The organism is Halopiger thermotolerans (assembly GCF_054654555.1).
The window spans coordinates 2437323-2460785 of record NZ_BAAIEU010000004.1 but is presented as its reverse complement, the minus strand read 5'-3'; the positions used below and the strand labels follow the sequence as shown (position 1 = coordinate 2460785).

Below are 23463 nucleotides of genomic sequence, written 5' to 3'. Positions count from 1 at the left end.
ATGCGCACGACCATAAATCCCGCCCGCGGGGAAACGCCGACGCCACGGTCGGGCCGACGGTCCGGATCGGCGGCCGTCGGCGGTAAAAGTACGGCCAATGGGACACAGTTATCTGCCCGCTCTGGTAACGACGGTGTATGAGCCACGACATCGGTACGCGAACGCATTACAATTGCGAGGTGTCAGTATGCGAGTTGTAGCCAAGTTCGGCGGCACCAGCCTGGGCAGCGGCGAGCGGATCGACCGCGCCGCCGACTCGATCGCCGCCGCCGTCGAGGACGGCCACGAGATCGCCGTGGTCGCGTCGGCGATGGGATCGACGACCGACGACCTGCTCGACGAAATCACCTTCGAGACCGACGAAGCCGACCGCGCCCAGATCGTCAGCATGGGCGAGCGCACGTCCGTGCGGATGCTCAAGGCGGCGCTCGCCTCGCGGGGCATCGATGCGGTTTTCCTCGAGCCCGGCGGCGAGGACTGGCCGGTCATCACCGACGAGTACGGCGAGGTCGACGTCGAGGCGACCCAAAAGCGAGCCCAGGAGGTCGCCGCGGAGATGGACGAGGTCGTCCCGGTCATCACCGGCTTCCTCGCGGAGGGGCCGGACGGCTCGATCACGACGCTGGGTCGCGGGGGCAGCGACACCACCGCCGTGATGATGGGCAAGTACATGGACGCCGACGAGGTCGTCATCGTGACCGACGTCGAGGGCGTCATGACCGGCGACCCGAACGTCGTCGAGGGCGCCCGCAACGTCGGCGAAATCTCGGTCGACGAACTCCGGAACCTCTCGTTCCGCGGCGCCGAGGTCGTCGCGCCGTCCGCGCTGTCGTACAAGGACGGCGAGCTCGACGTCCGCGTCGTCCACTACCAGCACGGCGACCTGCTCTCGGGCGGCACCAGCATCGAGGGTGAGTTCAAGAACCTCGTCGACCTGCGCGAGCGGCCCCTGGCCTGTCTGACCGTCGCCGGTCGGGCGATCCGCAACGAACCCGGCGTCTTCCACCACCTCTCGGAGGCGCTGGCCGAGAGCGACGTCAACATCGACGCCGTCGCCAGCGGCATGGACACCGTCACCTTCTATATCGACGAGGAGGAGGCCGAACGCGCCGAAAACATCCTCCACCGCGAGGTCATCGCCCGCGACGAACTCTCCTCGGTCACCGTCGACTCGCCGATCGCGGTCGTCCGCGTGACCGGCGGCGAACTCCCCAACCAGCCGGGGATCGTCAGCGACATCGTCAACCCGCTCGCCGAGGAACGGATCCACCTGCAGGACGTCATCACGAGCGCCACCAGCGTCGCGCTGTTCGTCGAGTGGGAGGACCGCGAGAAGACCCTCGAGATCACCCAGGAACTCTTCTGAACGCCGAGCGCGCCCGCGCTCGCGCGACTCCCGCGTCGCCTTTCGCCGAAGGAAACCGCGTTTTCACTTCCCGTCGTTGGTCGAGTATGCGCGTGCGCGATCGACTCCGCTCGCTATGCCGGGGGCTGGGGGCGCAGTATCCCCGTTGCGAGTCGGCGCGGACGATCGGCATCCCCGCGACGCCGGGACTGCGACACTGCTTCAACTGTGGCGACGGGTTCAACGACAAGAGAGAGTCCGGTTCGAGCCGCGCCGAGCCGTCGATACCGGCGACCGGCCGGGAGAACGGCGGGGACCGTCGGCCGCGGTAGTCGATTACCGGTTACTGGCTCGAGACGAAACCGAGCGCGCGGTCGCGAAGCGTCGGTTCGCGCTCCGATTCCGACCGACTCTGCAGCCGGTTCGCCGCCGCGCGAACTCCCTGTTTCGCCGATTCGGATTCCGCGAGCCCGACCGCCCAGTCGGGCACCTGCGATTCGATCTCGGCCCGCTTCTGTTCCTTGAGCTTGCTGTACTGCCGCAGGAGGAGGCCGACGCCGATGAACATGCCGGCGTCGACCAGTTCCCGGCGGAACCGCTCGCGATCCTTTCGCACCGCGATCGCTTTCACGAGCGAGAGGCCGCCGATCGCGAGGTAGAGTTTCGCGTTTCTCGATGGGTCGCCGCTGAGTAGCCGTTGGAGCGCCATGCGCAGCGACGTACCACGTTCCCCGCCTTAAAACTGCGCTGGGCGTTTGAGCGCTGCTCGGAGTAATCGTCGCTTTCACCGGTCCGGGCGGCCTCCCGCTCCGAGGGCCGGTCGTCGAGGCGTTCCCCGTCGGTCGTCGTAGCACATCGTTACCGGGCACTCGGTTCGCGGCCCCCTCCTCGAGCGGCGGCTCGAGAGCGGCGTGGCGCCGGCGACGGCTGGAACCGCACGTCACGGACCGCCCCGCGACGCGCCCGTCGTAAGGACTTTCGAACGCCGCCGCGTCGGTCGGTGAGAAAGATTTTATCCTCTCGGTGACAGTCACTACTGTGTCGACGAACACGGATTCGAGCGGTTCTTCGCGTTCCGGACTGACCGGCGGTCGGCGCCGCCGCTACGTCCTCGCCGGCGTCGTCGGGCTGTTAGGGATCGTCACCGGCGCGATCCTCCTCGAGGTGCTCGGGACGATACTGTTCGCGCTGACGGTCGCCTACGTCCTCTCGCCGCTGCAGGGGTGGCTCGTCAGGCGCGGACTTTCGGAGTGGGTCGCCACCACCGCCGCGACGGTGATCGGATTCGTCAGCGCGGTCGCCGTCTTCTCGCCGATCGTCCTCACCCTCTACTTCCGGATCGACGAGATCATCACTATCGTCGAGGGGCTCCCGGAAACGGTGCCGATCACGGTGCTCGACGTCACGTACACCGTCGAAGCGACGCAGGTGCAGTCGCTCGTCGTCGACTACCTCAGCGCCGTCGCCGCCACCTTTGCGCTGTCGCTGCCGGTGCTCGCGATCAAGTTCGCGCTGTTTCTCACCCTGCTGTTCGCGCTGTTGCTCGAGGGCGACGCCGCGGGTCGCGCCGCGATCGCGCCGGTTCCTCGCGAGTACCGCGACGTCGTCTACGCGCTCGCGCGGCGGGCCCGCGAGACGCTGTACGCGATCTACGTCCTGCAGCTCGCGACGTCCGTGGCGACGATGCTGATCGCCTTTCCGATCTTCCGGCTGCTCGGCTACGAGATGGCCCTGACGCTCGCGATCATCGCCGCAGTCCTGCAGTTCGTGCCGATCATCGGGCCGAGCGTGTTGATCGGACTGATCGCCGTCTATCACGTCACCGCGAACGAGATCGCCGCGGCGGCGACGGTCGCCGTCTTCGGACTCGTGTTCGTCGGGTGGCTCCCCGACGTCGCCGTTCGGCCGCGTCTGGCTCGCCGGTCCGCGGGCCTGCCCGGAAGCCTCTACTTCATCGGCTTCACCGGCGGGCTCTTCACGCTCGGGCCGATCGGCATCGTCGTCGGCCCACTGATCGTCGCCGTCTTCGTCGAGGCCGTCGATCTCCTCGCCGACGAGGTCAACAGCGAGCTCACCTTCTCCGAACTCGCCGCGGCCGAGTCCGAATCCGACGCCGGCTCCGAGTCGGCGGCCGCGACCCGGCCCGACGAAGCGGACTCCCGCGTCGCCGACGACTGAGACCCGGCCGTCGCTGCCCACCACCGACACTTTTCTCCGTCCCCGTCGTCCGAGCGGTATGGCGAGTGATCGAACCCTCATCCACGCGATCGTCGGCGCCGTCGTCGGCGTCGTCCTCTCGTTTATCCCGTTTTCCACTGTCATCGGTGGCGCCGTCGCGGGCTTTCTCGAGGGGCCCGACGACCGGGCGGGCGCGATCGCCGGCGCGCTGGCCGGCGTCGTCTCGTTCGTCCCGGTCGCCGCCGTCGGTGTCCTGCTGCTCAGCTTCCTCGGGTTCGGGTTGGGGATCGCGGCCGTCCCGTTCGAGGGGGCCGCCGTCGCCGCGTTCTTCGTCCTCGTTTTCGCGCTGATCGTCTTCCTCTACACGGTCGGGCTCTCCCTGCTGGGCGGCTACCTCGGCGCGTCCCTCGCGCGGGAGTACCCCGACAGACACCGGTCCGTGCGTCGGTCGCTCGGGATGGCCGCCGACTCGCCGTCCGACCGCGCGGCGTCGCGTTCCGGTCCCGGTCCCGGCTCGAGGGGTCGATCGACCGACCGGTACCCCGTTGACGACCGATCGGCCGGCCGCGTCTGGGACGACGAGCGGCCCGACGACCGGGCTCGAGGCGGGAACGCGGAACGCGATCGAGATCGAGACCGGGACCCGTTCGACACCGGCCCGACGTTTCCGGGGACGGATCGGCGGCGCGAGGACCGCGAGCGGGACCGCGAACCCGAGCCCGAACGAGAACGAGATCGTGAGCGCGAGCGCGATCGCGACGAGTAGCCGTCCGCGCTCTCCGTCGACCGAGTCGAACCGGCCTCGAGTCTGAACCGCCGCTGAGGTCGGGGACCGCTCTCGGCGGCCGCCGCGCTCATTCGTACCTGAGCGCGTCGATCGGGTCCGTCCGCGCCGCCCGCCAGGCCGGGTACAGCCCCGCGAAGACGCCGACGAGGATGCCGACCGCGACTGCCAGCGCGACGTACTCGTAGGGGTAGACCAGCGGGAGATCGACGTACCACGCGCCGAGATACCCCGCCGCGAGCCCGAGCGCGGTCCCCAGGATCGCCCCGACGACGCCGAGCACGACCGCCTCGGTGAGAAAGAGCCCCAGCACGTCCCGGTTCTGCGCGCCGACGGCCTTCATGATCCCGATCTCGCGGGTCCGCTCGGCGACCGAAACTAGCATGATGTTCGCGATGCCGATCGAGCCGACCACGAGCGAGATGGCCGCGATCCCGACGATGAAGTTCCGGAGCAGTTCGAGGACGTCCTCGAGTTGCGAGAGCAGTTCCGTGCTCGTCTGAAAGGTCACCGCGAGGTCGTCCCCGAGGAACTCGCTGGCGTCGGCGGCGTCGCTCTGTAGGTAGGCGACGGCGCTCTCGCGGGCGGCCTCGACGTCGCTTTCGGCGGCGGAGTGGGCCTCGACGATGATGGCGAGGTAGCGGGGCTGGTTTCCGTCGCCGTCGCCGGTGCCGTTCGCGGCGCTGTCGTTGCCGGCCCCGTCCTCCCCGTCGCCGCCTTCTCCGTCGCCGCCGTCGGTCCCGATCCCCAGCCCGGCCGCCTGCTCCGTGTAGTAGGGCTCGGTCGGCACGTAGATCCGCGGCGCGGCTTCGAACCCCTCGAACGGACTCAGCCCTTCGGAGGTGTCGGTGATCCCGACCACCTCGACGGTCGCCTGCCGGCCGCCGAGGAACGTGACCGTCAGTTCGTCGCCGACGCTCACGTTGTCCTCGAACTGGCCCGCCGCGGCGGGATTGATCACCGCTTCCTCCTCGCCCGTCTCGAACCGGCGCCCCTCCGCGAGTCGCTCCTCCCGGATATACGACGGCCCGGACGCGACGAACCCGTCCCCCTGTGCGACCCGTTCGTCGCCGTTCGAGACCGCCTGCGTCTGGATCGTGGCGTAGCCGTAGGCCGCGTCGATCGCCTCGCGGTCCTCGAGCGCCTCGAGGTCGTCCGGGCTGAAGACGGGTTGGGCGCCCGCCAGCGGCCCGCCCTCGGTGTCGGGGTCGGCGGCCCAGCCGTAGAGGTTGCGCCGGTCGTCCGGGCTGATGTCGCCGATGATGCCGGCCTGGAGGCTCGCCCCGAGCGTGACGAACGCGATGACGGCGGCGACGCCGATCACGACCCCCAGCGTCGTCAGCGCGGAGCGCAGTTTGTGACCGCGGATCGAGCGCCACGCGAGTCGTAGGTGCTCGAGCGGGCGCATTCGTCAGCGCCGCTCCGGCTCCGACTCCGGCGATCCGTCGCTCTCGTCGCCCTCGAGCGGTTCGATCCGTTCGATCTTCCCGTCGAGCAGGTGGACGATCCGCTCGGCGCGCTCGGCGACGTGGCGCTCGTGGGTGACGACGATCATCGTCGTCCCGGCGTCGTGGAACTCCGCGAAGAGATCGAGCACGTCGGCTTCCGTCTCGGTATCGAGGTTGCCGGACGGTTCGTCGGCCAGCACGATCGCCGGATCGTTGACCAGCGCCCGCGCCAGGGCGACCCGCTGGCGCTGCCCGCCCGACAGTTCGTTCGGCAGGTGGTCCGCCCGGTCGCCGAGTCCGACCCGCTCGAGGAGGTCCCGCGCCCTGTCGCGTCGCGTTTCCCGGTCGACGCCCCGAAACAGCTGCGGCAGCGCGACGTTCTCGAGGGCGTTCAGCCGCGGCATCAGGTTGAACGTCTGGAAGACGAACCCGACCGTGTTCCCCCGCAGTCGGGTCCGCTCGCGATCGCTCAGCCCGGCGACGTCCTCGCCGTCGACGACGACGGTGCCCTCTGTCGGCGTGTCCAGACAGCCGACAAGGTTCATCAGCGTCGACTTCCCCGAGCCGCTGGGGCCCATGATCGCGGTGTAGGACCCCTGCGGCACCTCGAGGGAGACGCCGTCGAGCGCGTGGACCGGTTCGCCCAGGTGGTAGGTCTTGCGGACGTTCTCGAGGCGGACTGCGTTCCCCGTTTCCGGCGTCGTCTCCGACTCCGTACTCGCTCCCGATCCCGATGTCGCCATGGACGTTCGACCACGGACGCTGCAAAAAAGGTTCGCCGCCGCGAGAGGTCAACGCTTTTCCCGTCGCCGCACGCCCGACGTAGTATGAAGACGGCAGGCGGCACCGACGCAGCGAAACGGCGCGCCGGCGAACGCGCGGCCGAGGAAGTCGAAGACGGCGACGTCGTCGGTCTCGGCACCGGCTCGACGACCGCCTACGCGATCGAAGCCATCGGCGAGGCCGTCGCCGACGGCCTCGAGGTGCAGGGAATCCCCACCTCCTTCCAGTCCCGGCAACTGGCGCTCGAGGTCGGCGTTCCGCTGACCGACCTCGACGCGGTCGAAACGGTCGATCTGGCGATCGACGGTGCGGATCAGGTCCTCGACGACGCCGATGCGGCCGCTCACGGCGCGCTCATCAAGGGCGGCGGTGCCGCGCACGCGCGCGAGAAACTCGTCGATTCGGCGGCCGAACGGTTCGTCGTCGTCGCCGATCCGACGAAACTCGCCGACGCGCTCGAGCGCTCGGTCCCGATCGAGGTGCTCCCGGACGCCCGCACGGTGGTCGCCGACCGGCTCCGCGAACTGGGCGGCGACCCGACGCTGCGGGACGCCGAGCGCAAGGACGGCCCGGTCGTCACGGACAACGGCAACCTCGTGCTCGACTGCGAGTTCGGCCGGATCGACGACCCCGACGCGCTGGCGACGCGGCTCTCGCGGCTTCCCGGCGTCGTGGAACACGGCCTGTTCGTCGATCTCGCCGACGCGACCTACGTCGGGCTCGAGGACGGCGTCGAGGTCCGGGAGTACTGAGCGGCTTACGCTCGGCGGCGGTTCCGGTCGGTCCCGTCGGCTGGCGTCTCGGCGCGTCCGGCGAACAGCCCGGCGACCAGATAACATGCGCCGAGGAGCCGCGTTACCGGAACCACCCACGATTTCAACTCGAGGTCGTCGGCGTTCTCGTAGGAGAGTGCGAGCCCCGATTCGACGGCCGTTCGCGGAACCAGCGCCATCGCGGCGCCGAGCGCGACCAGTCCGGCGCGGAGCGGCTGTGACGGCCTGCGCTCGCGGACGAGGAGGCAGGCGAACAGGATACCCTCGAGTCGGGCGATCGGCATCGTCGACGGCCGCAGCCGTCCGACGTCCGGATTCCGGAAGGCGAGGCGTTCGGCCGGTTCGACGATTCGCCGGGGCGCGAGGATCTCGAGCAGTGCGAACCCGAGTGCGAACGCCCGTTTCGGTTCCATGCGGATCGTTCGCACCCGCGGGTGAAAAGACGATCGGGAGCGCGACCCGGCGGCGGGTCAGTCGATCGCGATCGCTTCCGGTTTGGTTTCGGTCGGCCGTTCGTCGCCGTCTTCGCTGCCCGTCGTCGACAGGTAGACGACGGTCAGGTAGAGCGCGCCGAGCAGTCGCGCCGCCGGTTCCACCCACGGCTTCAACTCGAGGTCGTCGGTGTTCTCGTAGACGAGGGCCTGACTGAAGCCGATGATCGGCTGGGGGAGCACGACGAGGACGGTGCCGGCGAGCGCGAGCAGGTTGCTGGCGATTCGCGACCCCGATTCCCGGCGGGCGAGCAGCCAGACGAACAGCAGCCCCTCGAGCCTGGCGCCCCACAGCGCTCGCGGCCGCAACTGTGCGCCGTCGGGGTTCTCGAGACCGATCCGCTCGCAGGCGTCGATGACCGGCTGGGGCTTGGCGATCTCGAAGATGCCGAACGCGATCAGCAGTTTCCGGAGCATGCGTGACCGGGGTGACCTACGCCGACGAGTGCCAAAAACGCACTACCGGCGACTCCGTGTCGAGTAGGCGTATCCGCTCCCTGACGATAGAAACCGGCTGCTACGCGACGAGATACCGACTGCCAAAAAATGCGAACGATCGTCTCGCGCCTTACAGGTCGCGGGGCTGGACCGTCTTCCGGTCGTTAGCCTCCGCGCGACGGGCGGCGTCCTCGAGCAGTTCGTCGACTTCCTCGTCGAGGGCGTCGTAGAAGTCCGAGGCGACGTTCTTGTCATCGAGCGCTTCCTTCACGGCGGCTTTGACGATAAGGTCTGCCATACGGTGTATCCGTTTCCCTTTCCATGATATAAACGTTTTGGTTGAGAGTCGAAATACCCGTCCCTCAGGGGTTGATTCGTCGGTTTCGGCCGCTGTATTCACCGGAAAGTATATGACTGATGAACCGCGGCAGCCGAGCTCCGCCCGTTCGGACCGTAGAATACGGCTCGCGCGCGGCTCGACCCCTCTCGCGCGCGCTTTCGCCGACGGGGGATCGCGACCGCGGCCGACCGACGCGTTCGTCTCGGGTCGACGGATTCGAGTACGGCCGCCGCCGAGAGTCGGTATGCGCGAACTCCTCGAGGCCGTCGCCGACGGCTCCCTCTCGCCAGCACAGGCCGAAGCCCAACTCAAGGGGTACGTCACCGGCGAAGCGGGGCGGTTCGACGCCGCCCGCCAACAGCGACGGGGCATCCCCGAGGCGATCCTCGCCGACGGGAAGACGCCGGCGCAGGTCGTCGCGCTCGCCGAGACGGCCCTCGAAACGACCGACCGAGCGCTGCTGACGCGACTCTCCGAGGCGCAGTTCGAGGCGCTCGAGGACGCGATCTTGGAGACGTTCCCCGACGCGACGTTCGACCGGTGGAGCGGGTCCCTGCTGATTCGGACGCCGGACTACGAGCGTCCGTCGCTCGAGGCGACGGTCGGGCTGGTGACGGCGGGGACCGTCGACCAGCCGGTCGCCGACGAGGCCGAGGCCGTCTGCGTCGACGCCGGCGCGACCGTCGACCGGGTCGACGACATCGGCGTCGCGGCGCTCGACCGCACGCTCGATCAGGTCGACCGGCTCCGGGAAGCGGACGTGTTGATCGTCGCCGCGGGCCGCGAGGGAGCGCTCCCGACCGTCATCGCCGGCCTCGTCGACACGCCGGTGATCGGCCTCCCCGTCTCGAGCGGCTACGGCTACGGCGGCGACGGCGAGGCGGCGCTTTCGGGGATGCTCCAGTCCTGTACCGTCATGTCGGTCGTCAACGTCGACGCCGGCTTCGTCGCCGGCGCACAGGCGACGCTGATCGCCCGCGCGATCGACGCGGCGCGAACCGACGGCGGGGAAGACGAAAAATAATCTTTCTAGTTCGAAAATCACAGTACTCGTTTGGCAAAGTCTTTTCGCTCTTGTGTAGCACATTGTTGATTTCAGAGAGTTGCTTTGACGGCGTGTTTGAGCGCTTCTCGTCCGGGTTTGCGGTAGAGTTCTCGTCTGAGCTGGAACGCTCGGAGATACTGTGTGAGGCGATCTTTTGAGATGCCTCGATGTGGCGAGAGCCACCGTCGCGCCAGCGACGCGTGGCTCTCGCAGGTGTTCACGTGGACCGTGTCGTCGGCGTACTCACCGTCTCCGTGAACGACGTATTCGCGGTCGAATTGCTCATCTTCATCAAGCGGATCGTACGCACGAAATCCGTCGGTATAGACCGTGAGAGGCTCCTGCTGGCGGTCAGTCAGCAGGAGCCGGATCGTCGATTCGTCTGCGGATTTCGCCGGCACAACGTACCGCTGCTCGGTGCCACGATCCACGAGGACGAACACGGGTGGTTTGTCTTGATCATACGTTCCGCGTCCGCGTCGAGAGAGACCGCGAGAGCGCGACCAGCGGTCGCGCTCGCGGCCTTTCAAGCCGGCAGAGACGTAGAACTCGTCAATTTCAACCGGGCCACGGAGATCGAGTGACGGCGCGTCGAGCGCTTCGGCGAAGCGCTCGACACGCCTGTGAATCGTTTTGTAGGTGACACCGATTTCGCACTGTAACTGCCTGAGACTCGTGTTAAACCGCAAAAACGCGTAGATCGAAAACAGCCACTTGCGGAGTGCGATCTTCGAGTGAGCGAAGATTGTGCCAGTCTTATCGTTGAACGTGCGGCCGCAATCCTTACAGAGATACCGCTGAAAGTGCCCGTAGCTGCCGTTTCTGACTGTTCGGTCAGAACGGCAGCGAGGACAAGAAACGCCGTCACGCCAGCGAACCTGTTGGAGCAGGTCCGCTGCGACCGATTCCGACCCAAACACATCCAGCGGAATCATTCGTGTCGGACACCGCTGACGCGGTGTCCTTGTCCTCTTCGACTCCACAGCGATAGCTCAGCAGTATCAACAATCTCCTACAGAAGAGCGAGTCTTTTTATATGCGCCCGCAGTATCCTTAGGTGCCGGCTTCGGCCGGTGTGACCAATGCCCAAGTGTAACCACTGCGGCGCGCACGTGTCCGAGCGTTTCGCGCGCGTCTTCGCCGACGAACACGGCGAGATTCACGCGTGCGTGAGCTGTTCGGCGAACGCGGGTATCGCCGAGGCAGCCCGAGAACGCGCTCGCGGCACCTAATCGGACCCCTCCCAGCATCGCGACGGACGAGCAACCGGTGGACTCCTACGAACGCGACGCTTTTCACCGTCGTCTTCCTATCCGCGGCCGATGGCCGACGAGCACGTCGTCTACGTCCTCGAGTGCGCCGACGGAACCCTCTATACGGGCTACACGACCGACCTCGAGCGACGCGTCACCGAGCACGATGCGGGCGAGGGCGCCAAGTACACGCGCGGGCGCACGCCGGTCGAACTCAGGTACCACGAGCGGTTCGACTCGCGATCCGCGGCGATGTCCCGCGAGTACGAGATCAAGCAGTTGAGCCGCACCGAGAAGGAGCAGTTGATCGGACTCGAGCAGGAGTAGACCGCGGTCCCACGATCGTCGATCGTCAGTCGTCGGTCGTCGTCCGCGGCGACGACACGTCGGGCTCGATGAAGGCGTACTCGACGAGCATCCGACCCAGTTTCTCGACGCGCTCCCGCAGGTCGTCCTCGCGGAAGGCCCGGCCGTCGATCGCGTCCGGGTCGGCGCGGAAGCGACTCGAGGCGTTGCGGATGCCGACCTGGTGGGGGAGCACCCAGCCGTGGACGCCCCGCACGGTGATCCGGAGGTGATCGAGCGTCGAGCCATAGCTGCCGCCGCCGGCGGTCGCGAGCAGGCCGACGGTCGTGTCCTCGTACTCGTCCCAGCCGCAGTAGTCGTGGAAATTTTTCAGCGCGCCCGAGTACGAGCCGTGGTAGACCGGCGTGCCGAGCGCGACGGCGTCGGCCTCGCGGACGAGCCGTTTGACTTCTCGGGCGTCGCCCTGTTCCCTGTCATCGATGTCGGGATTGTAGACCGGCAGTTCGTACTCCCGCAGGTCGAGCAGGGTCGTTTCGGCGCCGCGCTCGTCGGCGGCGCGGAGGACGTACCGGAGGGCCGTTCGCGTGTAGCTTTCCGCGCGGAGGCTGCCGCTGACGGCGAGAACCGAGGGCGTGGCACTCATATCTCTCACTATCGTGCCGCTCCCGTAAAGTCCGACGGTCGTCGGTAATTCGGGACGCTAGTAACTGCCGACCGTGCTCCCGTTCGCCCACGAGTACGACGGTTCGCGTTCGATCCGAGGGCGTCGCTTTTTTTGAACGGGCCGGTGATGGGAAGATATGGAGCCGATCAGCTTCGGTACCGACGGTTGGCGGGCGACGCTCGAGGAGTTTACCGCGCCCCGAGTTCGGATGGTGGGGCAAGCCGTGGCGACGTACCTCCGCGACGAGGGTCGGGACGCCCCAGTCGTGGTCGGCTACGACGCCCGCGAGACCTCCCGGGGCTTCGCGGAGGAACTGGCCCGGGTGCTGTGTGCGAACGGATTCGACGTCATCATGCCGGAGCGCGACCGGCCGACGCCGCTTATCGCCCACGCCATCGTCGAGCGGGACCTCGCTGGCGGGCTGGCGATTACCGCCTCGCACAACCCGCCGGAGTACAACGGCGTGAAGTTCATCCCCGCCGACGGCGCGCCCGCCCTGCCCGACGTGACCGACGCCATCGCCGACCGGCTGGCGGAACCCGATCCCCTCCCCGAGAGCGAGCACGGCACCGTCGAGGCGGTCGACCTCGCCGGTCCCCACGCCGACGCCGTCCTCGAGCGGGTCGCGGACGTGACCGGCGTCGATCGCGTCGACCTCTCCGATCTCACCGTCGCCTACGACGCCATGCACGGCAGCGGCCGCGGCACGACCGACGCCCTCCTCGAGCGGGCCGGCGCTTCCCTGGAGTGTCTGCGCTGCGAGCGCGACCCCGAGTTCGGCGGCGGCGCCCCCGAACCCGCTCCCGAGAATCTCGAAACGCTGATCGACCTCGTCACCGACGACGACGCCGGTCCCGAACTGGGCGTCGCCAACGACGGCGACGCCGACCGGATCGCGATCGTCACCCCCGAGCGGGGCTACCTCGACGAGAACCTCTTTTTCGCCGCGCTGTACGACTACCTGCTCGAGGACGACACCGGCCCGGCGATCCGCACGGTCTCGACGACGTTCCTGATCGACCGCGTCGCCGAGGCCCACGGCGAGGACGTTCACGAGGTGCCGGTCGGCTTCAAGTGGGTCGCGCAGGGGATCGCCGAGCACGACGCGCTGGTCGGCGGCGAGGAATCGGGCGGGTTCACGATCCGCGGCCACGTCCGCGAGAAAGACGGGGTGCTGATGGCCCTGCTCGCGGCCGCGATGCACGCCGACGAACCCTTAGACGGCCGGGTCGACCGCCTGCTCGAGGAACACGGTACCGTCGTCCAGGACAAGATCAGCGTCGTCTGCCCTGACGACGAGAAATCTCGGGTGCTGGACGATCTCGAGGACGAGATCCCCGACGCCGTCGCCGGCACTGACGTCGAGAGCGTCAACACCGCCGATGGCTTCAAACTGCAACTGGCCGACGGCTCGTGGCTGCTGATCCGCCCCAGCGGGACCGAGCCAGTGCTGCGGGTCTATGCCGAGGCGTCCGACGAGGACCGCGTTCGGGACCTGCTCGCGGCCGGCGAGGAGTTAGTCGAGCCGCTGGTGTAACCGCCGGTATCGTATCCGGTAGTGGGCGCTCGAGTCGCTACCCGCTCGGCGTTTTTGTCGGTGCGTCGCACCGATTCGCGCTCGGATTCACGACGGTGGTATCACCGGTTGCCGGACGACGGCCCGACTCGGCGCCCTCGTTGACGTAGCCGCCGTCCGTCCCGTCTGTTCTCGTCTCGAAAACGCTGGCGATCCAACTCTCTACGACGTTCGGCCGCCGGAGATCGACGTCCAGAACTCGGGGTATCACATCCCGAAAACGAGCCTCGATACCACGTACTGGGTCTCCGTCCAGATCCACGACCCGGCCGGGGTCGACCGTGCCGCGCTAGTCAAGGCTGGGAACGAGGAGACGACGGCGAACTACGACGGCGGCGAAACCGTCTACGACTACCTCGAGTTCACCGAGGTACTCGCCGAGTCGGACACCGACGTCGACACCAGTACTTACAAATCGACGTTCATCTCGTTCGGCGCCAAGGCCGTTGAAACGACCGGGAGCGTCGCCGAATCCGTCGGCGATACGACCGCGGGGACGACGATCTACGTCGAAACGCGCGACCGGAACGGCAACGAAGACGACGCGGTCGGCGTCGAACGGGCGAACTTCTACGGCGAGGCGGCCGGCAGCCTCTACACGGGGACTCCTGCCGATTACGTCGTGGCCAGTGAGTTCGCAGCCGTCTCCGGGTTCTCCGCGAGTCTGGGCGTCGCCTTCCAAGACATCTCGCAGCTCATCGACGATCCGGAGGCGGTCGTCGAGGGGATCAGAGCGCTGCTCGACCTGGCCCGGTCGGAGGGACTCGGTGCCGCCGAGACGCTCGTCAAGGCGATGGCACAGGACATCGAGCGGAAACAGGCGGTGAACAACCCCTACGGATCGCTCGAGGAGAAAGAGCAGGCGGACCTGTACGACACCTTCAGGGAGAACTGGTACGAGGGGTACGCCGCGGGCTTCCTCGCGAAGATGGTCCTCGACCAGAGCCGTTCCGGCAGCGTCAAAACGGCCCTCAAGAGCTCTGATAAGGTCCAAGATGTCGGGTCGAAACTCTCCGATACGAAGGCGCTGAGGGCCCTCGAGCGGGTCAGCGACGCGAAGAAAGCCGCGAAAGGCCGTGCGACCGCGCGGATTCTGCTTGCGGTCGACGGCGATGCGGCCGAACCGCTGCTGAGTCAGGCCGACACCGCCGGCGGGGCGTATCGGCTCTGGCGGCATCAGCGCGCGATGGACGCTGATATCGATACACTTCCGGAAACTCAACAGCGGCAGCTTAGCCGATATCTCTTGCAAACTGGCGATGACGGCGCGAAGTTCATCGACGAAATGGATCAGTCGACGCGAGACACATTCCTTTCGATTCGCCGAACGACTGTACCCGACGGTGGCTCCGGACCGGACCTCAAACGAGCATGGCAGCTTCGACTGACACAGCTGCATGATCAGGATGCCATCGATAACGACGACTTCCGCCGAATCGTTCAGCGGACAAGCGATGCCGATCCCGCTGAACGCGATGTATTATTCCAGACCGTCGCTGAGGGTGGCGAAAACGGCGCTCGAGTGGTCTCGGAATTAGACGATCTTTCTCCGCTGTATCGATTCGATGCCGATACAGGCACAGATGGAATCGAACTGATTCGGACGTTCGACGATCCAGAGACAGCGCAACGGTTCTTCGAACTTGATGGAAGTGATATTAACACTGTTGACGATGTCGAACTCACAGCAAGTGACTTAGACGATGTACGAGCAAACCTCGCTAAGTTCACCGGTAACAGTGATGTCCCTAGGGCTCGAGCAGAACAGTTTATCGATGATATCGATGAAATTTCGGATATAACTGGTGCAGAGAGAATTGCGAAAAGCCTAGCAGACGCGAACTCAGTAGACAACGTTGATGGAGCAACGTTTGAGGCTCGTGTAGCCAGTAGTTCTGATCAAAATATCGCAGAGTTAGAACGGGAACTCGGCCCGCAGGGAACTCATGGTGAATTAGATCTGATCTTTAAAGACGGAACTATCGGAGAGGTGAAGGCGACAGATGCGTCAGATTACAAACCGAATGGGGATAGAGATGTCTTTGATGTATCTTCCCAGATCGCCGGTTGGAACGAAGGCACTGACTTAGATGGGCGGACCATAGAAATATATGTGAAAGAGACGCCTACTAATGGAGATGTGGATGATACTATCGGTACTTCCCGACTGGTGTGAGAGCTGGAGCTAAAGCGTTGGTCTCATGAGGAAGATGTCTGGTTGAGTGAATGTGTTCAGTATCCCTCAGCCAGACGGTGTTCTTTCGGATTCGGACGTGAAAGATTTAGCGGAAGACGTCATCTGCCAGCTCCCCTTGCCAGGGATCGAGGGCTCGCCCCTCGATCCCGGCGATATCTGGGCTGTTGTCATTCTTGCAGCAGTCAATCAGACGTCCATCTGGGAGACGTGCAAGGACAACGACAACGCTGTCTGTGACGATACTGTCATGGACTGGCTACATACGCTCAACCGGGAGTGGCTTGAGCGGGTTGCTAACCGCCTTCTCAGAGAGTTAGCGATGACGATCCTCGACCCTGATCGGTCGAGGATCGTCTCCATTGACTTCGTCGATAACCCCTACCACGGAACGTACGCCGATGAAGAAGGTGAACTCTGTCGCATGCACGCGAAAGACGGAACAACGACGTGCCACCGGTACTGCACGGCGTATCTCGTCTCGAACGGAAAGCCAGTGACGTTGGCGATGACGTACGTCCGTAGTGATGAGAAAGAGGCCGACGCGGTCGAGCGCGTCCTCGACCGCGTCGAGGCCTATCCCTTCGAGATAGAGCTTCTGTTGGCTGATCGCGGCTTCTACAACGAACGTATTCTGCGCCGCTCACGGGAGGTTGCTGCGACTGTCGTTCCCGTCCAAAAGAAGGGCAAGCGCATGAGGAAGAAGCTGGATACGCACTGCTCGTACATGACAACCTATCGGATGTACAAAGGCCGCGAGCGGGAACTGGAATTCCCGCTCGCGGTCGCTGTGTCATATCACGCCGGAGATCGCGGGAAAAGTGGCGAGGTCGTGCGAGGCTATGTGGCGTGCGATCTGGCCGATCGCACGCCGAAACAAGTCGAACGGCTCTATCGGAAACGGTCAGCGATCGAAACGAGCTACCGTGTATTTCGCCAAGCACGAGTGGTAACGACGACACAAGACCCAATCATCCGCTTCGCGTTCGTCCTGGTTGGATTCCTGTTGGAGAACCTCTGGCTTGTGCTTCGATGGGCGGTCGTCGCCCGCCCCCAGCGGGGCGGGCGCGACCTGCCCGAGGAATTCACGTTCAAGACGTTCTCTGACTGGATCAGACATGCATTAGAGGAAGAGCTAGAGCGGAGTTGGGAGATCGAGATGAACGGAACAGGTGTGCCAGAAGCATACGCGCCGGCCGCGGGCTGAGGTCAGCCCGCGGCCTTGGGCAAGCTCCGGGTGAGCAACAGCATTCGCCTAGAACAGCGTATCTCAGCCTTCTTACTTCACTTCTCCTCATGCGTGGATTCTACTTCCTGTTCACTCAGTTACCACACCGGCATTCACTCCGTTCGTCCATGACTCAGCACAGTTCACGAAGCGACGTTCGGGAAGTACCGATAATGACATCGAGGAGAACAACCGAATCATTAGATGGCACTCACGTCGAGAGAGTGGGCTGACGAGCTGACTGAGAGATACGCTGATCTTTTGGAGAAGCTGGAATCAATCGGTCCAAACAGTCGATACGATACCCCGAAGAAAGCACTCTTCAATGAGACAAGTATTGGTGGCGGCGAGGCTGGGACAGCAGGGGCACATCAAGACCGTGAACTTGTCGAACTGTTACAGAATGGACGCGATGCCATCCAAAAGGCTGACGAGACGGGAACGCTGTACGTAGCCGTCTCACGTGAAGGCGTCCTCGTCGCAAACACGGGTGCACCGTTTGAATTCGACGACGAAGAGGTCCTCGAAGACTTACGAAAGGTGAGTCGTTCAGGGAAGGAAACAGACGCAATCGGGGAAAAAGGAGTAGGTTTGACATCGGTCTGTACTATTGGGGATGCCTATGAGGTGTGGACAGACCTCAACGACGGTAATCTTGCACGACTCCAGTGTGGTCCTGTAAACCCGACAGCGGCTGTTCTTTCCCGCTCGACGGCGACGGATAACAATCCCGAAGTCAAATATCGACTCGACCGCTTTCGAGAGCGACTCGCCACGTCTGACCTCACCAACCTCGTCACGACGACCGATCAGGAAAACCGTATCACATTAGATTCCCTCCGTGCTGAAGATGTCACAAGCCTCCCCTTCTTTTCCTATCCACTCCCACTCGAGATACCAGACGACAGAGCAGCTTTGGACGGATCATTGCAGCAGGTGGCAAGACAGCTGTTAACTGATGCGTCAGTGATCGTTGACGGACCAGAAATTCCAGATCAGTTCACAACAGCAGTCATCGTGCGCTTCAAGGACGATGACCTTACGGCGTTCCGCTCTGCCCTCGGAGTCGAACAGGAGCGCGACAGAGATCCCGACCGAATCGCAAACAACCTGTGGGCCCGGCTGCGGTACTCAGCGGCTGCGAACGCCTATGGGGAGTCACGAGGTGAGGTCACACCAGAATCTCTCATCCATTTCGGAAACATCGACCAACTCGTACTGGATCAGCTTGAGGGAACCGAGCGGACGGCCCACGAACGGTGGGATATCGACCGATCAGAGCCAGCAACGTACGCGACAGATACCAAACGTCCGGTGGAGTCTACATCTGTCACAGTAACGGTCAACCAGCAGGAGCAAGACCATGACCAGAGTCAAGAGCAGGTTCAACAGACCTACGAACTGTTCCACTGGGTAGAGGGGCACGAACCGATTGTCCCGGACACCTTGCTGACTACGGAGCAACGTCGGTCAACAGACGACGAGCAGGAGGTTGATGTACGACCGCGAATCCTCGTCCCCACGGATAACGAATCCCCAGCTTGGCTAGCTAACCAGAACCTGCAGGCAGTCCTCGAAGGAGAGGCACTGGACGGCATCGGACCAGAGTCACACGCCTACCCACCATATCTATACTACCCCATCACGGGTGCCTCGAAACGGTTCCCCTTCTGCCTGCACGCGAACGTGGAGGTTTCCAAAGATCGGGAAAAACTCTACTCTGACTCAGACCAGTACAACGCGTATATCCTAGACCACTGCGCGACGCTAATCGGCGATGTCGCCACCGTACTCGCTCGTCAGGAAGGAGGGACAAAGAACCAGGGTAGCGTGACCAGTCCGTGGAACCTCCTTCCACCAACGCCAGCAGGCGCCAATGGCGTGACACTCGCAGACATCATCAACGACGAGGTACACCTCGACGAAACCGGGGTCGGCCTACTAGACCTATTCTCACGGGCCGTCTACGAACAACTGGGAAAAAGGTCGTGTCTACCTACGGAAGGGATAGGCGATGACGACTCACCGGCGACGGCAGTCAACGAGGCGCTTCTGCATCCTGATCCCGAAGTGGTGGGAGCCTTCGCAGCACTGTACCTGGTCAGAGAGAAACTGAATGAACCCGCCCAGGCGAGGAATCCGGCAAAGACAACCCGTCGTCTCCCCACCCTTACAAGCCTGCTCACGTTCCTTCGGTGGAGTGTCCACGACGATCTCGACACCGTGGACTGGTCGAAGCGATACCGCTATCTCCTAGAAGAGGCACCGCCGTCAACAAACGACGATGCTGAGCGGCATCACTCTCTAGTAGAGGCTTGGACGACCCAGCTCTCAGAACACCTCGCAACTCCGGACGCACGAATTGTTGTCTCGGCACCGATCGGGCGGCAACTCTTCCTTGGATCGGTGAGGCTCGTGGACGCGTATGCCGAGTTCAAAGATAAAGACGTTCAGAAGGTACTGAACGAGGAGTTCGACATCGAAAAGGCTGGCGTCCATATCCTTCCATGCTCCTACCGTTCGAAGACCACCAAAGAGGAACGTGTCCAGCTGGTCCCAGTCGAGTCCCACGGCGAGGGAGGCAACGTGACGGAAACGTACACGCGGACGGTGTTCTGGCGGGGAGATGACGCCCCCGAGACGGAGCTACGCATCCCCCCAGACAGTATCGGCCTCAGCGTGTTCGTCATCGACGAAGCGATCTCCGATGACTCCCGGTCCAGCAACATTCTCTCAGAGGCAGGGAACGACTGGGGCATCGTCCAGCTTCGGTCATATCCACAATACGTCCGTGAACTCCTCGGATCAACCCAACGCCAACAAAGACGAACAGGCGAACCCGACTCCTCCAGTAAGGAGCTCTCCGACGACGCCCTGAGCTTTTTCGCGGGAGCGGTTGCCAACCAAGAGCGTGAGCGCCTCATTCCGACGGAAGGAGCGTATCTCAATCACGACAACGTCCAAAAACACACCCACAACTCCGAGCGGCGTCGGAACCTCTTGAACCGCCTCGCAGTAAGGCGGAATCGGCTGGGGGCGGATCTTCTCGACCAGACTGATGGAACAGCTCATCGAATCGCCGATATTCGCCTGCCACCGAAGTGGCAGGCTCTCAGGAACACCGAAGAGCGGATTGACACCTGGGAGAAACTAGCTCCAGACATCAACGAACAACCGACAACCTCGGTTGAGCCGGTGAGGGCTGGCCCAATCGTTCGCCCGCCGAACGATGACCGGTGGCAGTTCTTGGCGGAACAGGGAATCAGCCCTACCACGGCGGCAAAGCTCCTCGGCATCCTCGGACTCTCAGCGTTCCCAGAAGTAGAAGCCCTAACACAGACGGAGACGCCAAAGGGGGGGCGCGACCACTGGAACCCGCTCAAGTGGAACGTACGTGATGCTCGCGCTGAGATTAACGCGGAGTCAATTTCGAGTCTCCGGACAACGCTACAGCAAGTCGTCGACAGGACAGCCGTCGGGAGCCGTGGTGAGGATAGCGGATCGTATCTCGACCTGATCACCGCACCAGAGTTCGGTCCGCAAATGACGGCGGGCCACAGCGATCACTGCTCAGTTAAAGATCTCCGTGGCCGATACACCGACAGCGAACTCGGAAGCGAACCGTCAGCCGTGGAAGGTGGGCTGGACAGTTACGACGTCGCCCTGGAAGCGTGGGCCTGGATGCCTACTAAGGGCGCGGACGATCCATTTGCCCGACTGGGAGTAGAGTATGTCTGTGACCTCCTCGCCACCTACGGCGACAGGTTTGAGCAGTCTATCCTGACCACGGGATGGTCATGTCGTGCCGACCACGGCGGGCGTCATGGCTGGACAGAGACAGTCCCAACACTGCTTAACTGGCAGCTCCGCGCGGCGCCAATATGGAGCAAACATAACGCCGTCCAAACACCAGACTGGTGGTCCGATGGCTCCATACTCTGGGCGGTTGAGCGCGCCGGCGAGGGGTCACAGACCGGCAGCTGGCTTCCGACAGTAGACGTGGGGTCGACTGAGGTCGATGTCTCGATTTGGCGACAGCTTGGCGTCAGACCGCTTGAAGAATTGTCGGCAACAGAGGCTGCGCTCCGTCTCCAAAAAATACAGGAGGAACTTGCTGCAGCGCCGTTGGTGTCCGAGATGGACGAGCCCGTGGCGCTCGACCAGTTAGCCACCGACGGCATAGCCGACGGCTGGAAGACCGTCTATTCACGGCTCATTACGCCCATCGCCGATTACCTCGACCGTGACGACTCAACGCTCGGTGAACTCCCCTTCCTCACCCATTTCCCAGTCAAGGCTGGCGATCGATGGGCATCGGTACCGATCGAACTCATCCGCGACAGAGAGAGCTACTGGTTCAGCGACAGCCAGCAACTCCCGTGGGAAGACCGCGACGGCTCCTGGGAAGGTCCGTGGGTCGTAGAAACGCCGACTGTCGGCCGAGGGGCAGCCCTCGCAACAGCTCTCGATTGCAAATTCCGGACACAGGCCGGCGATCGGCCACAGCTATCGGCTGCTCAACTTGATGCTTCGGCCAACCCCGAGATGGACGAGCGCCTCGCCGCAAAACTACGCGGTCGACGACCACTCATTCTCGCCGCATTGAGTGCCGAAACCAGCGAGACGTTCCAACCCGATCATCGTGAGGATCTGGAGGTAGCCATCGACCACATCCGAGGCGTCCCAGAAGAGGTGTTTGTACGCTACCGTGAACGCTTCTCGTTGCAGGATTCCAGGTTCGGAGAACGTTCTGCCGTCTACCCGCTTGGCGAAAACGGAGCTCAGGCCGGAAGTTCCCGGTATGGGCTCGCCTATAACGTAACGTCCGTTGATGAGAACGATCCGAATCCAACAGTCTTCACCGAGGCGCTCCAGGTACTGTTCGAGCGCTCGCGCTCAACGTACCTTCGTCTCGCTCTCGCTGACGAGGAGGAAGTACTCGCCGCAGATCTCGACGTCAGCGCCGTTCGGCGGGCAATCGGTCAGGGTTCGGTTGACGCCCTCAGATCAGACATCGAGGCAGCAACCACTCTCCTGGATAAGGTCGGGGTATCAGTCGACACAGATCAGGTGCTGAGTCGGCTGGACGACCGACTTGCCGAGGCGGATACGGATGCCTATACCGTTCGGACGAACATCCGGCAGGCCATCCGGGACGGCACACCCGACACCAATGCCGTGAAGCCGTTCATTGACTCGACGCAGTCGGCTTCGGAGCCTGTCGTTGAGATGGTACAAACTCTGCTCTCCGATCGGGCAGCTTTAGCGGACGAATGCCCCTGTACTACGCTGTCACAGACGATTGCTCCGGAAACGTTCGTCACGTGGGCGGACGCCCATCACCCAACTTTCCAAGAGCACCACTCGCTGCCGAAAGAGCAAGCACAACGTTTAGAGAAGGTGTGTCGAATCTGGTGGAACGCCGACGAAGAAACCCGATGGACTGACCTCCAAGACATCCAAGAATGGCGAGTTGAGACGCGCCAGCAGCCCGCGGAATGGTCTTGGACCAGTCCACCGTTCGCACATCGCCTCCTGGAATCAGAGGACAAAACTGGCGAAGAGAACTGCTGGCTCTCACTCGGCCCTGCCGCCGTGGACAACCTCTGCGAAACTATACTCACAGTCATCTGTAATGACGGAGCACCTGATTCTGGGTCGGAGGAAGAAAGTCGGGACAGCAAGGAGGCCCTCCGTCGATCACTCAGACAGTATCTTGAGACCGGGACGTTCCCCGACACTCACGACATGTCGACCTCCGAAGAGACGCATACTCGAAGGGTGCGAGAACGAGCCTTTGAGACTATCCAAGCCGAACCGATACGGTTCGATGATAACGCCAGTGCCGGGGTGAGCGGTCGCATTCAATCCCGAGACGCCGGATATGGGAGCGGTGGGAGCAGCGAACTCACCGACCGGCCAGAGTTTGCCGAGGAGGTCATCTTCGCTTCTGTCTGCAGCCAGTTACAGACGTGGGCCAAGGAAACCGACGACTGGCAACAGCGACTGGGAGAGCATCTCCAACCGATCGTCAACGAGTCGAGTCCCTGCCCATGGCATAACCCTGGTCGTTGCAGCGACCTCAACCGCCTAGAGCAGACCCCAAGGAGACTCGCCAAACGCCTTCTCGATTCCATCGAAGCTGGTCAGACGACTCGATCCGACGATCCTCCTCGTCTCGCCTTCGTCGCCGCTGACGAGCGGGGACCAGGGTACGATATCCTCGATATCACAGGTCGGGTCGCAGGAACAGCGGGGGATAAAGCCGCACAACCAACTCCGATCGAGGTAAAGGCGGTAACTGGCGACGCGCCCTACACCGTCCGCTTCACGGTAAACGAGTTCCGCCGTGCCCTGGAGTTCGTCCGTAACGATGTCCCGTATCGCATCCAATTGGTTCGCGTCGAAGGCGGTGACATCGACGCCCTTGATTCAATGTCGGTCATGCCAGCGCCGGGTGTCACGTTCTGGACGCCAACAGACCTCTATGCGTATCTCCCTACTCTGGATCTACCAGCAGTTGAGGATGTGCCAGACGATGTTGTGGACACCATCGTCGCCACCACTCTAGAGCGGACAATACGTGGAGGTTATCTCCGAATCACGTTCGGCTAATG

General features: G+C 63.7%; 19 protein-coding genes. 11 read left to right on the top strand and 8 right to left on the bottom strand.

The window, feature by feature from the left end:
* The first annotated feature begins 187 nt into the window (after positions 1 to 187).
* Positions 188 to 1366, top strand: a complete 1179-nt coding sequence (locus tag ACYQ26_RS19935; RefSeq protein WP_459810621.1) for an aspartate kinase — start codon at positions 188 to 190, stop codon at positions 1364 to 1366.
* Positions 1367 to 1688: 322 nt separating this feature from the next.
* On the opposite strand, the gene ACYQ26_RS19930 is transcribed toward ACYQ26_RS19935, so the two are convergent.
* Complete coding sequence (locus ACYQ26_RS19930) at positions 1689 to 2054, bottom strand: hypothetical protein (RefSeq protein ID WP_459810620.1); 366 nt, start codon at positions 2052 to 2054, stop codon at positions 1689 to 1691.
* Between the two features lie 329 nt (positions 2055 to 2383).
* Here ACYQ26_RS19930 and ACYQ26_RS19925 point away from each other — a divergent pair, with 329 nt between their 5' ends.
* Both ACYQ26_RS19925 and ACYQ26_RS19920 read left to right on the top strand, forming a co-directional pair.
* Positions 2384 to 3523, top strand: a complete 1140-nt coding sequence (locus ACYQ26_RS19925; protein WP_459810619.1) for an AI-2E family transporter — start codon at positions 2384 to 2386, stop codon at positions 3521 to 3523.
* Between the two features lie 58 nt (positions 3524 to 3581).
* Positions 3582 to 4289 carry a DUF5518 domain-containing protein gene (locus ACYQ26_RS19920; RefSeq protein WP_459810618.1) on the top strand — a complete coding sequence of 236 codons (708 nt, stop codon included), beginning with the start codon at positions 3582 to 3584 and terminating at the stop codon, positions 4287 to 4289.
* Positions 4290 to 4377: 88 nt separating this feature from the next.
* Here ACYQ26_RS19920 and ACYQ26_RS19915 read toward each other — a convergent pair whose 3' ends face one another.
* Both ACYQ26_RS19915 and ACYQ26_RS19910 read right to left on the bottom strand, forming a co-directional pair.
* Positions 4378 to 5715, bottom strand: coding sequence for an ABC transporter permease (locus ACYQ26_RS19915; RefSeq protein ID WP_459810617.1), 1338 nt, complete (start codon positions 5713 to 5715; stop codon positions 4378 to 4380).
* A 3-nt stretch (positions 5716 to 5718) separates the two neighbouring features.
* Entirely contained in the window at positions 5719 to 6498 is a 780-nt protein-coding gene (locus tag ACYQ26_RS19910; protein WP_459810616.1) for an ABC transporter ATP-binding protein, read from the bottom strand.
* A gap of 84 nt (positions 6499 to 6582) precedes the next feature.
* Here ACYQ26_RS19910 and rpiA point away from each other — a divergent pair, with 84 nt between their 5' ends.
* The gene (gene rpiA / locus ACYQ26_RS19905) at positions 6583 to 7290 is read left to right on the top strand and encodes a ribose-5-phosphate isomerase RpiA (protein ID WP_459810615.1); all 708 of its coding nucleotides are present in this window, start codon (positions 6583 to 6585) and stop codon (positions 7288 to 7290) included.
* A 5-nt stretch (positions 7291 to 7295) separates the two neighbouring features.
* On the opposite strand, the gene ACYQ26_RS19900 is transcribed toward rpiA, so the two are convergent.
* The 3 genes from ACYQ26_RS19900 to ACYQ26_RS19890 form a co-directional block, all read right to left on the bottom strand.
* Positions 7296 to 7724: a hypothetical protein gene (locus ACYQ26_RS19900; RefSeq protein ID WP_459810614.1), complete on the bottom strand. Its 429-nt coding sequence runs from the start codon at positions 7722 to 7724 to the stop codon at positions 7296 to 7298.
* A gap of 57 nt (positions 7725 to 7781) precedes the next feature.
* On the bottom strand, positions 7782 to 8219 hold the full coding sequence (locus ACYQ26_RS19895; protein ID WP_459810613.1) for a hypothetical protein: 438 nt from the start codon (positions 8217 to 8219) through the stop codon (positions 7782 to 7784).
* 151 nt (positions 8220 to 8370) lie between these two features.
* Positions 8371 to 8538: a DUF1931 family protein gene (locus ACYQ26_RS19890; RefSeq protein ID WP_004267503.1), complete on the bottom strand. Its 168-nt coding sequence runs from the start codon at positions 8536 to 8538 to the stop codon at positions 8371 to 8373.
* 286 nt (positions 8539 to 8824) lie between these two features.
* On the opposite strand from ACYQ26_RS19890, the gene larB reads away from it, so the two are divergent.
* Positions 8825 to 9604 (top strand): nickel pincer cofactor biosynthesis protein LarB, encoded by a 780-nt coding sequence (gene larB / locus ACYQ26_RS19885; RefSeq protein WP_459810612.1) that lies wholly within the window; start codon positions 8825 to 8827, stop codon positions 9602 to 9604.
* A gap of 71 nt (positions 9605 to 9675) precedes the next feature.
* Here the strand turns inward: larB and ACYQ26_RS19880 are convergent, their stop codons facing one another.
* Entirely contained in the window at positions 9676 to 10560 is an 885-nt protein-coding gene (locus ACYQ26_RS19880) for an IS1595 family transposase (RefSeq protein ID WP_458262711.1), read from the bottom strand.
* Between the two features lie 147 nt (positions 10561 to 10707).
* On the opposite strand from ACYQ26_RS19880, the gene ACYQ26_RS19875 reads away from it, so the two are divergent.
* Both ACYQ26_RS19875 and ACYQ26_RS19870 read left to right on the top strand, forming a co-directional pair.
* Entirely contained in the window at positions 10708 to 10857 is a 150-nt protein-coding gene (locus ACYQ26_RS19875) for a DUF7563 family protein (protein ID WP_459810611.1), read from the top strand.
* A 90-nt stretch (positions 10858 to 10947) separates the two neighbouring features.
* Positions 10948 to 11205, top strand: coding sequence for a GIY-YIG nuclease family protein (locus ACYQ26_RS19870; protein ID WP_459810610.1), 258 nt, complete (start codon positions 10948 to 10950; stop codon positions 11203 to 11205).
* A 25-nt stretch (positions 11206 to 11230) separates the two neighbouring features.
* Here the strand turns inward: ACYQ26_RS19870 and ACYQ26_RS19865 are convergent, their stop codons facing one another.
* The gene (locus tag ACYQ26_RS19865) at positions 11231 to 11827 is read right to left on the bottom strand and encodes an NADPH-dependent FMN reductase (RefSeq protein WP_459810609.1); all 597 of its coding nucleotides are present in this window, start codon (positions 11825 to 11827) and stop codon (positions 11231 to 11233) included.
* 157 nt (positions 11828 to 11984) lie between these two features.
* On the opposite strand from ACYQ26_RS19865, the gene ACYQ26_RS19860 reads away from it, so the two are divergent.
* The 4 genes from ACYQ26_RS19860 to ACYQ26_RS19845 all read left to right on the top strand — a co-directional run bounded on the left by ACYQ26_RS19860 (position 11985) and on the right by ACYQ26_RS19845 (position 23461).
* Positions 11985 to 13385, top strand: coding sequence for a phosphoglucomutase/phosphomannomutase family protein (locus ACYQ26_RS19860; protein ID WP_459810608.1), 1401 nt, complete (start codon positions 11985 to 11987; stop codon positions 13383 to 13385).
* A 661-nt stretch (positions 13386 to 14046) separates the two neighbouring features.
* Positions 14047 to 15600, top strand: a complete 1554-nt coding sequence (locus ACYQ26_RS19855) for a hypothetical protein (protein ID WP_459810607.1) — start codon at positions 14047 to 14049, stop codon at positions 15598 to 15600.
* Positions 15601 to 15652: 52 nt separating this feature from the next.
* Positions 15653 to 16825, top strand: coding sequence for an ISH3 family transposase (locus ACYQ26_RS19850; RefSeq protein ID WP_459806279.1), 1173 nt, complete (start codon positions 15653 to 15655; stop codon positions 16823 to 16825).
* A gap of 225 nt (positions 16826 to 17050) precedes the next feature.
* Complete coding sequence (locus ACYQ26_RS19845) at positions 17051 to 23461, top strand: sacsin N-terminal ATP-binding-like domain-containing protein (protein ID WP_459810606.1); 6411 nt, start codon at positions 17051 to 17053, stop codon at positions 23459 to 23461.
* The last annotated feature ends 2 nt before the right edge of the window (positions 23462 to 23463 follow it).

Bases quoted from the DNA above. Each gene is read 5' to 3' on its own strand.
- ACYQ26_RS19890 (WP_004267503.1), bottom strand. From the start codon at position 8,538: ATGGCAGACCTTATCGTCAAAGCCGCCGTGAAGGAAGCGCTCGATGAC.
- ACYQ26_RS19880 (WP_458262711.1), bottom strand. From the start codon at position 10,560: ATGATTCCGCTGGATGTGTTTGGGTCGGAATCGGTCGCAGCGGACCTG.
- ACYQ26_RS19935 (WP_459810621.1), top strand. From the start codon at position 188: ATGCGAGTTGTAGCCAAGTTCGGCGGCACCAGCCTGGGCAGCGGCGAG.
- ACYQ26_RS19845 (WP_459810606.1), top strand. From the start codon at position 17,051: ATGGCACTCACGTCGAGAGAGTGGGCTGACGAGCTGACTGAGAGATAC.
- ACYQ26_RS19895 (WP_459810613.1), bottom strand. From the start codon at position 8,219: ATGCTCCGGAAACTGCTGATCGCGTTCGGCATCTTCGAGATCGCCAAG.
- ACYQ26_RS19875 (WP_459810611.1), top strand. From the start codon at position 10,708: ATGCCCAAGTGTAACCACTGCGGCGCGCACGTGTCCGAGCGTTTCGCG.
- rpiA (WP_459810615.1), top strand. From the start codon at position 6,583: ATGAAGACGGCAGGCGGCACCGACGCAGCGAAACGGCGCGCCGGCGAA.
- ACYQ26_RS19860 (WP_459810608.1), top strand. From the start codon at position 11,985: ATGGAGCCGATCAGCTTCGGTACCGACGGTTGGCGGGCGACGCTCGAG.
- ACYQ26_RS19930 (WP_459810620.1), bottom strand. From the start codon at position 2,054: ATGGCGCTCCAACGGCTACTCAGCGGCGACCCATCGAGAAACGCGAAA.
- ACYQ26_RS19870 (WP_459810610.1), top strand. From the start codon at position 10,948: ATGGCCGACGAGCACGTCGTCTACGTCCTCGAGTGCGCCGACGGAACC.
- ACYQ26_RS19920 (WP_459810618.1), top strand. From the start codon at position 3,582: ATGGCGAGTGATCGAACCCTCATCCACGCGATCGTCGGCGCCGTCGTC.
- ACYQ26_RS19900 (WP_459810614.1), bottom strand. From the start codon at position 7,724: ATGGAACCGAAACGGGCGTTCGCACTCGGGTTCGCACTGCTCGAGATC.
- ACYQ26_RS19910 (WP_459810616.1), bottom strand. From the start codon at position 6,498: ATGGCGACATCGGGATCGGGAGCGAGTACGGAGTCGGAGACGACGCCG.
- ACYQ26_RS19865 (WP_459810609.1), bottom strand. From the start codon at position 11,827: ATGAGTGCCACGCCCTCGGTTCTCGCCGTCAGCGGCAGCCTCCGCGCG.
- larB (WP_459810612.1), top strand. From the start codon at position 8,825: ATGCGCGAACTCCTCGAGGCCGTCGCCGACGGCTCCCTCTCGCCAGCA.
- ACYQ26_RS19915 (WP_459810617.1), bottom strand. From the start codon at position 5,715: ATGCGCCCGCTCGAGCACCTACGACTCGCGTGGCGCTCGATCCGCGGT.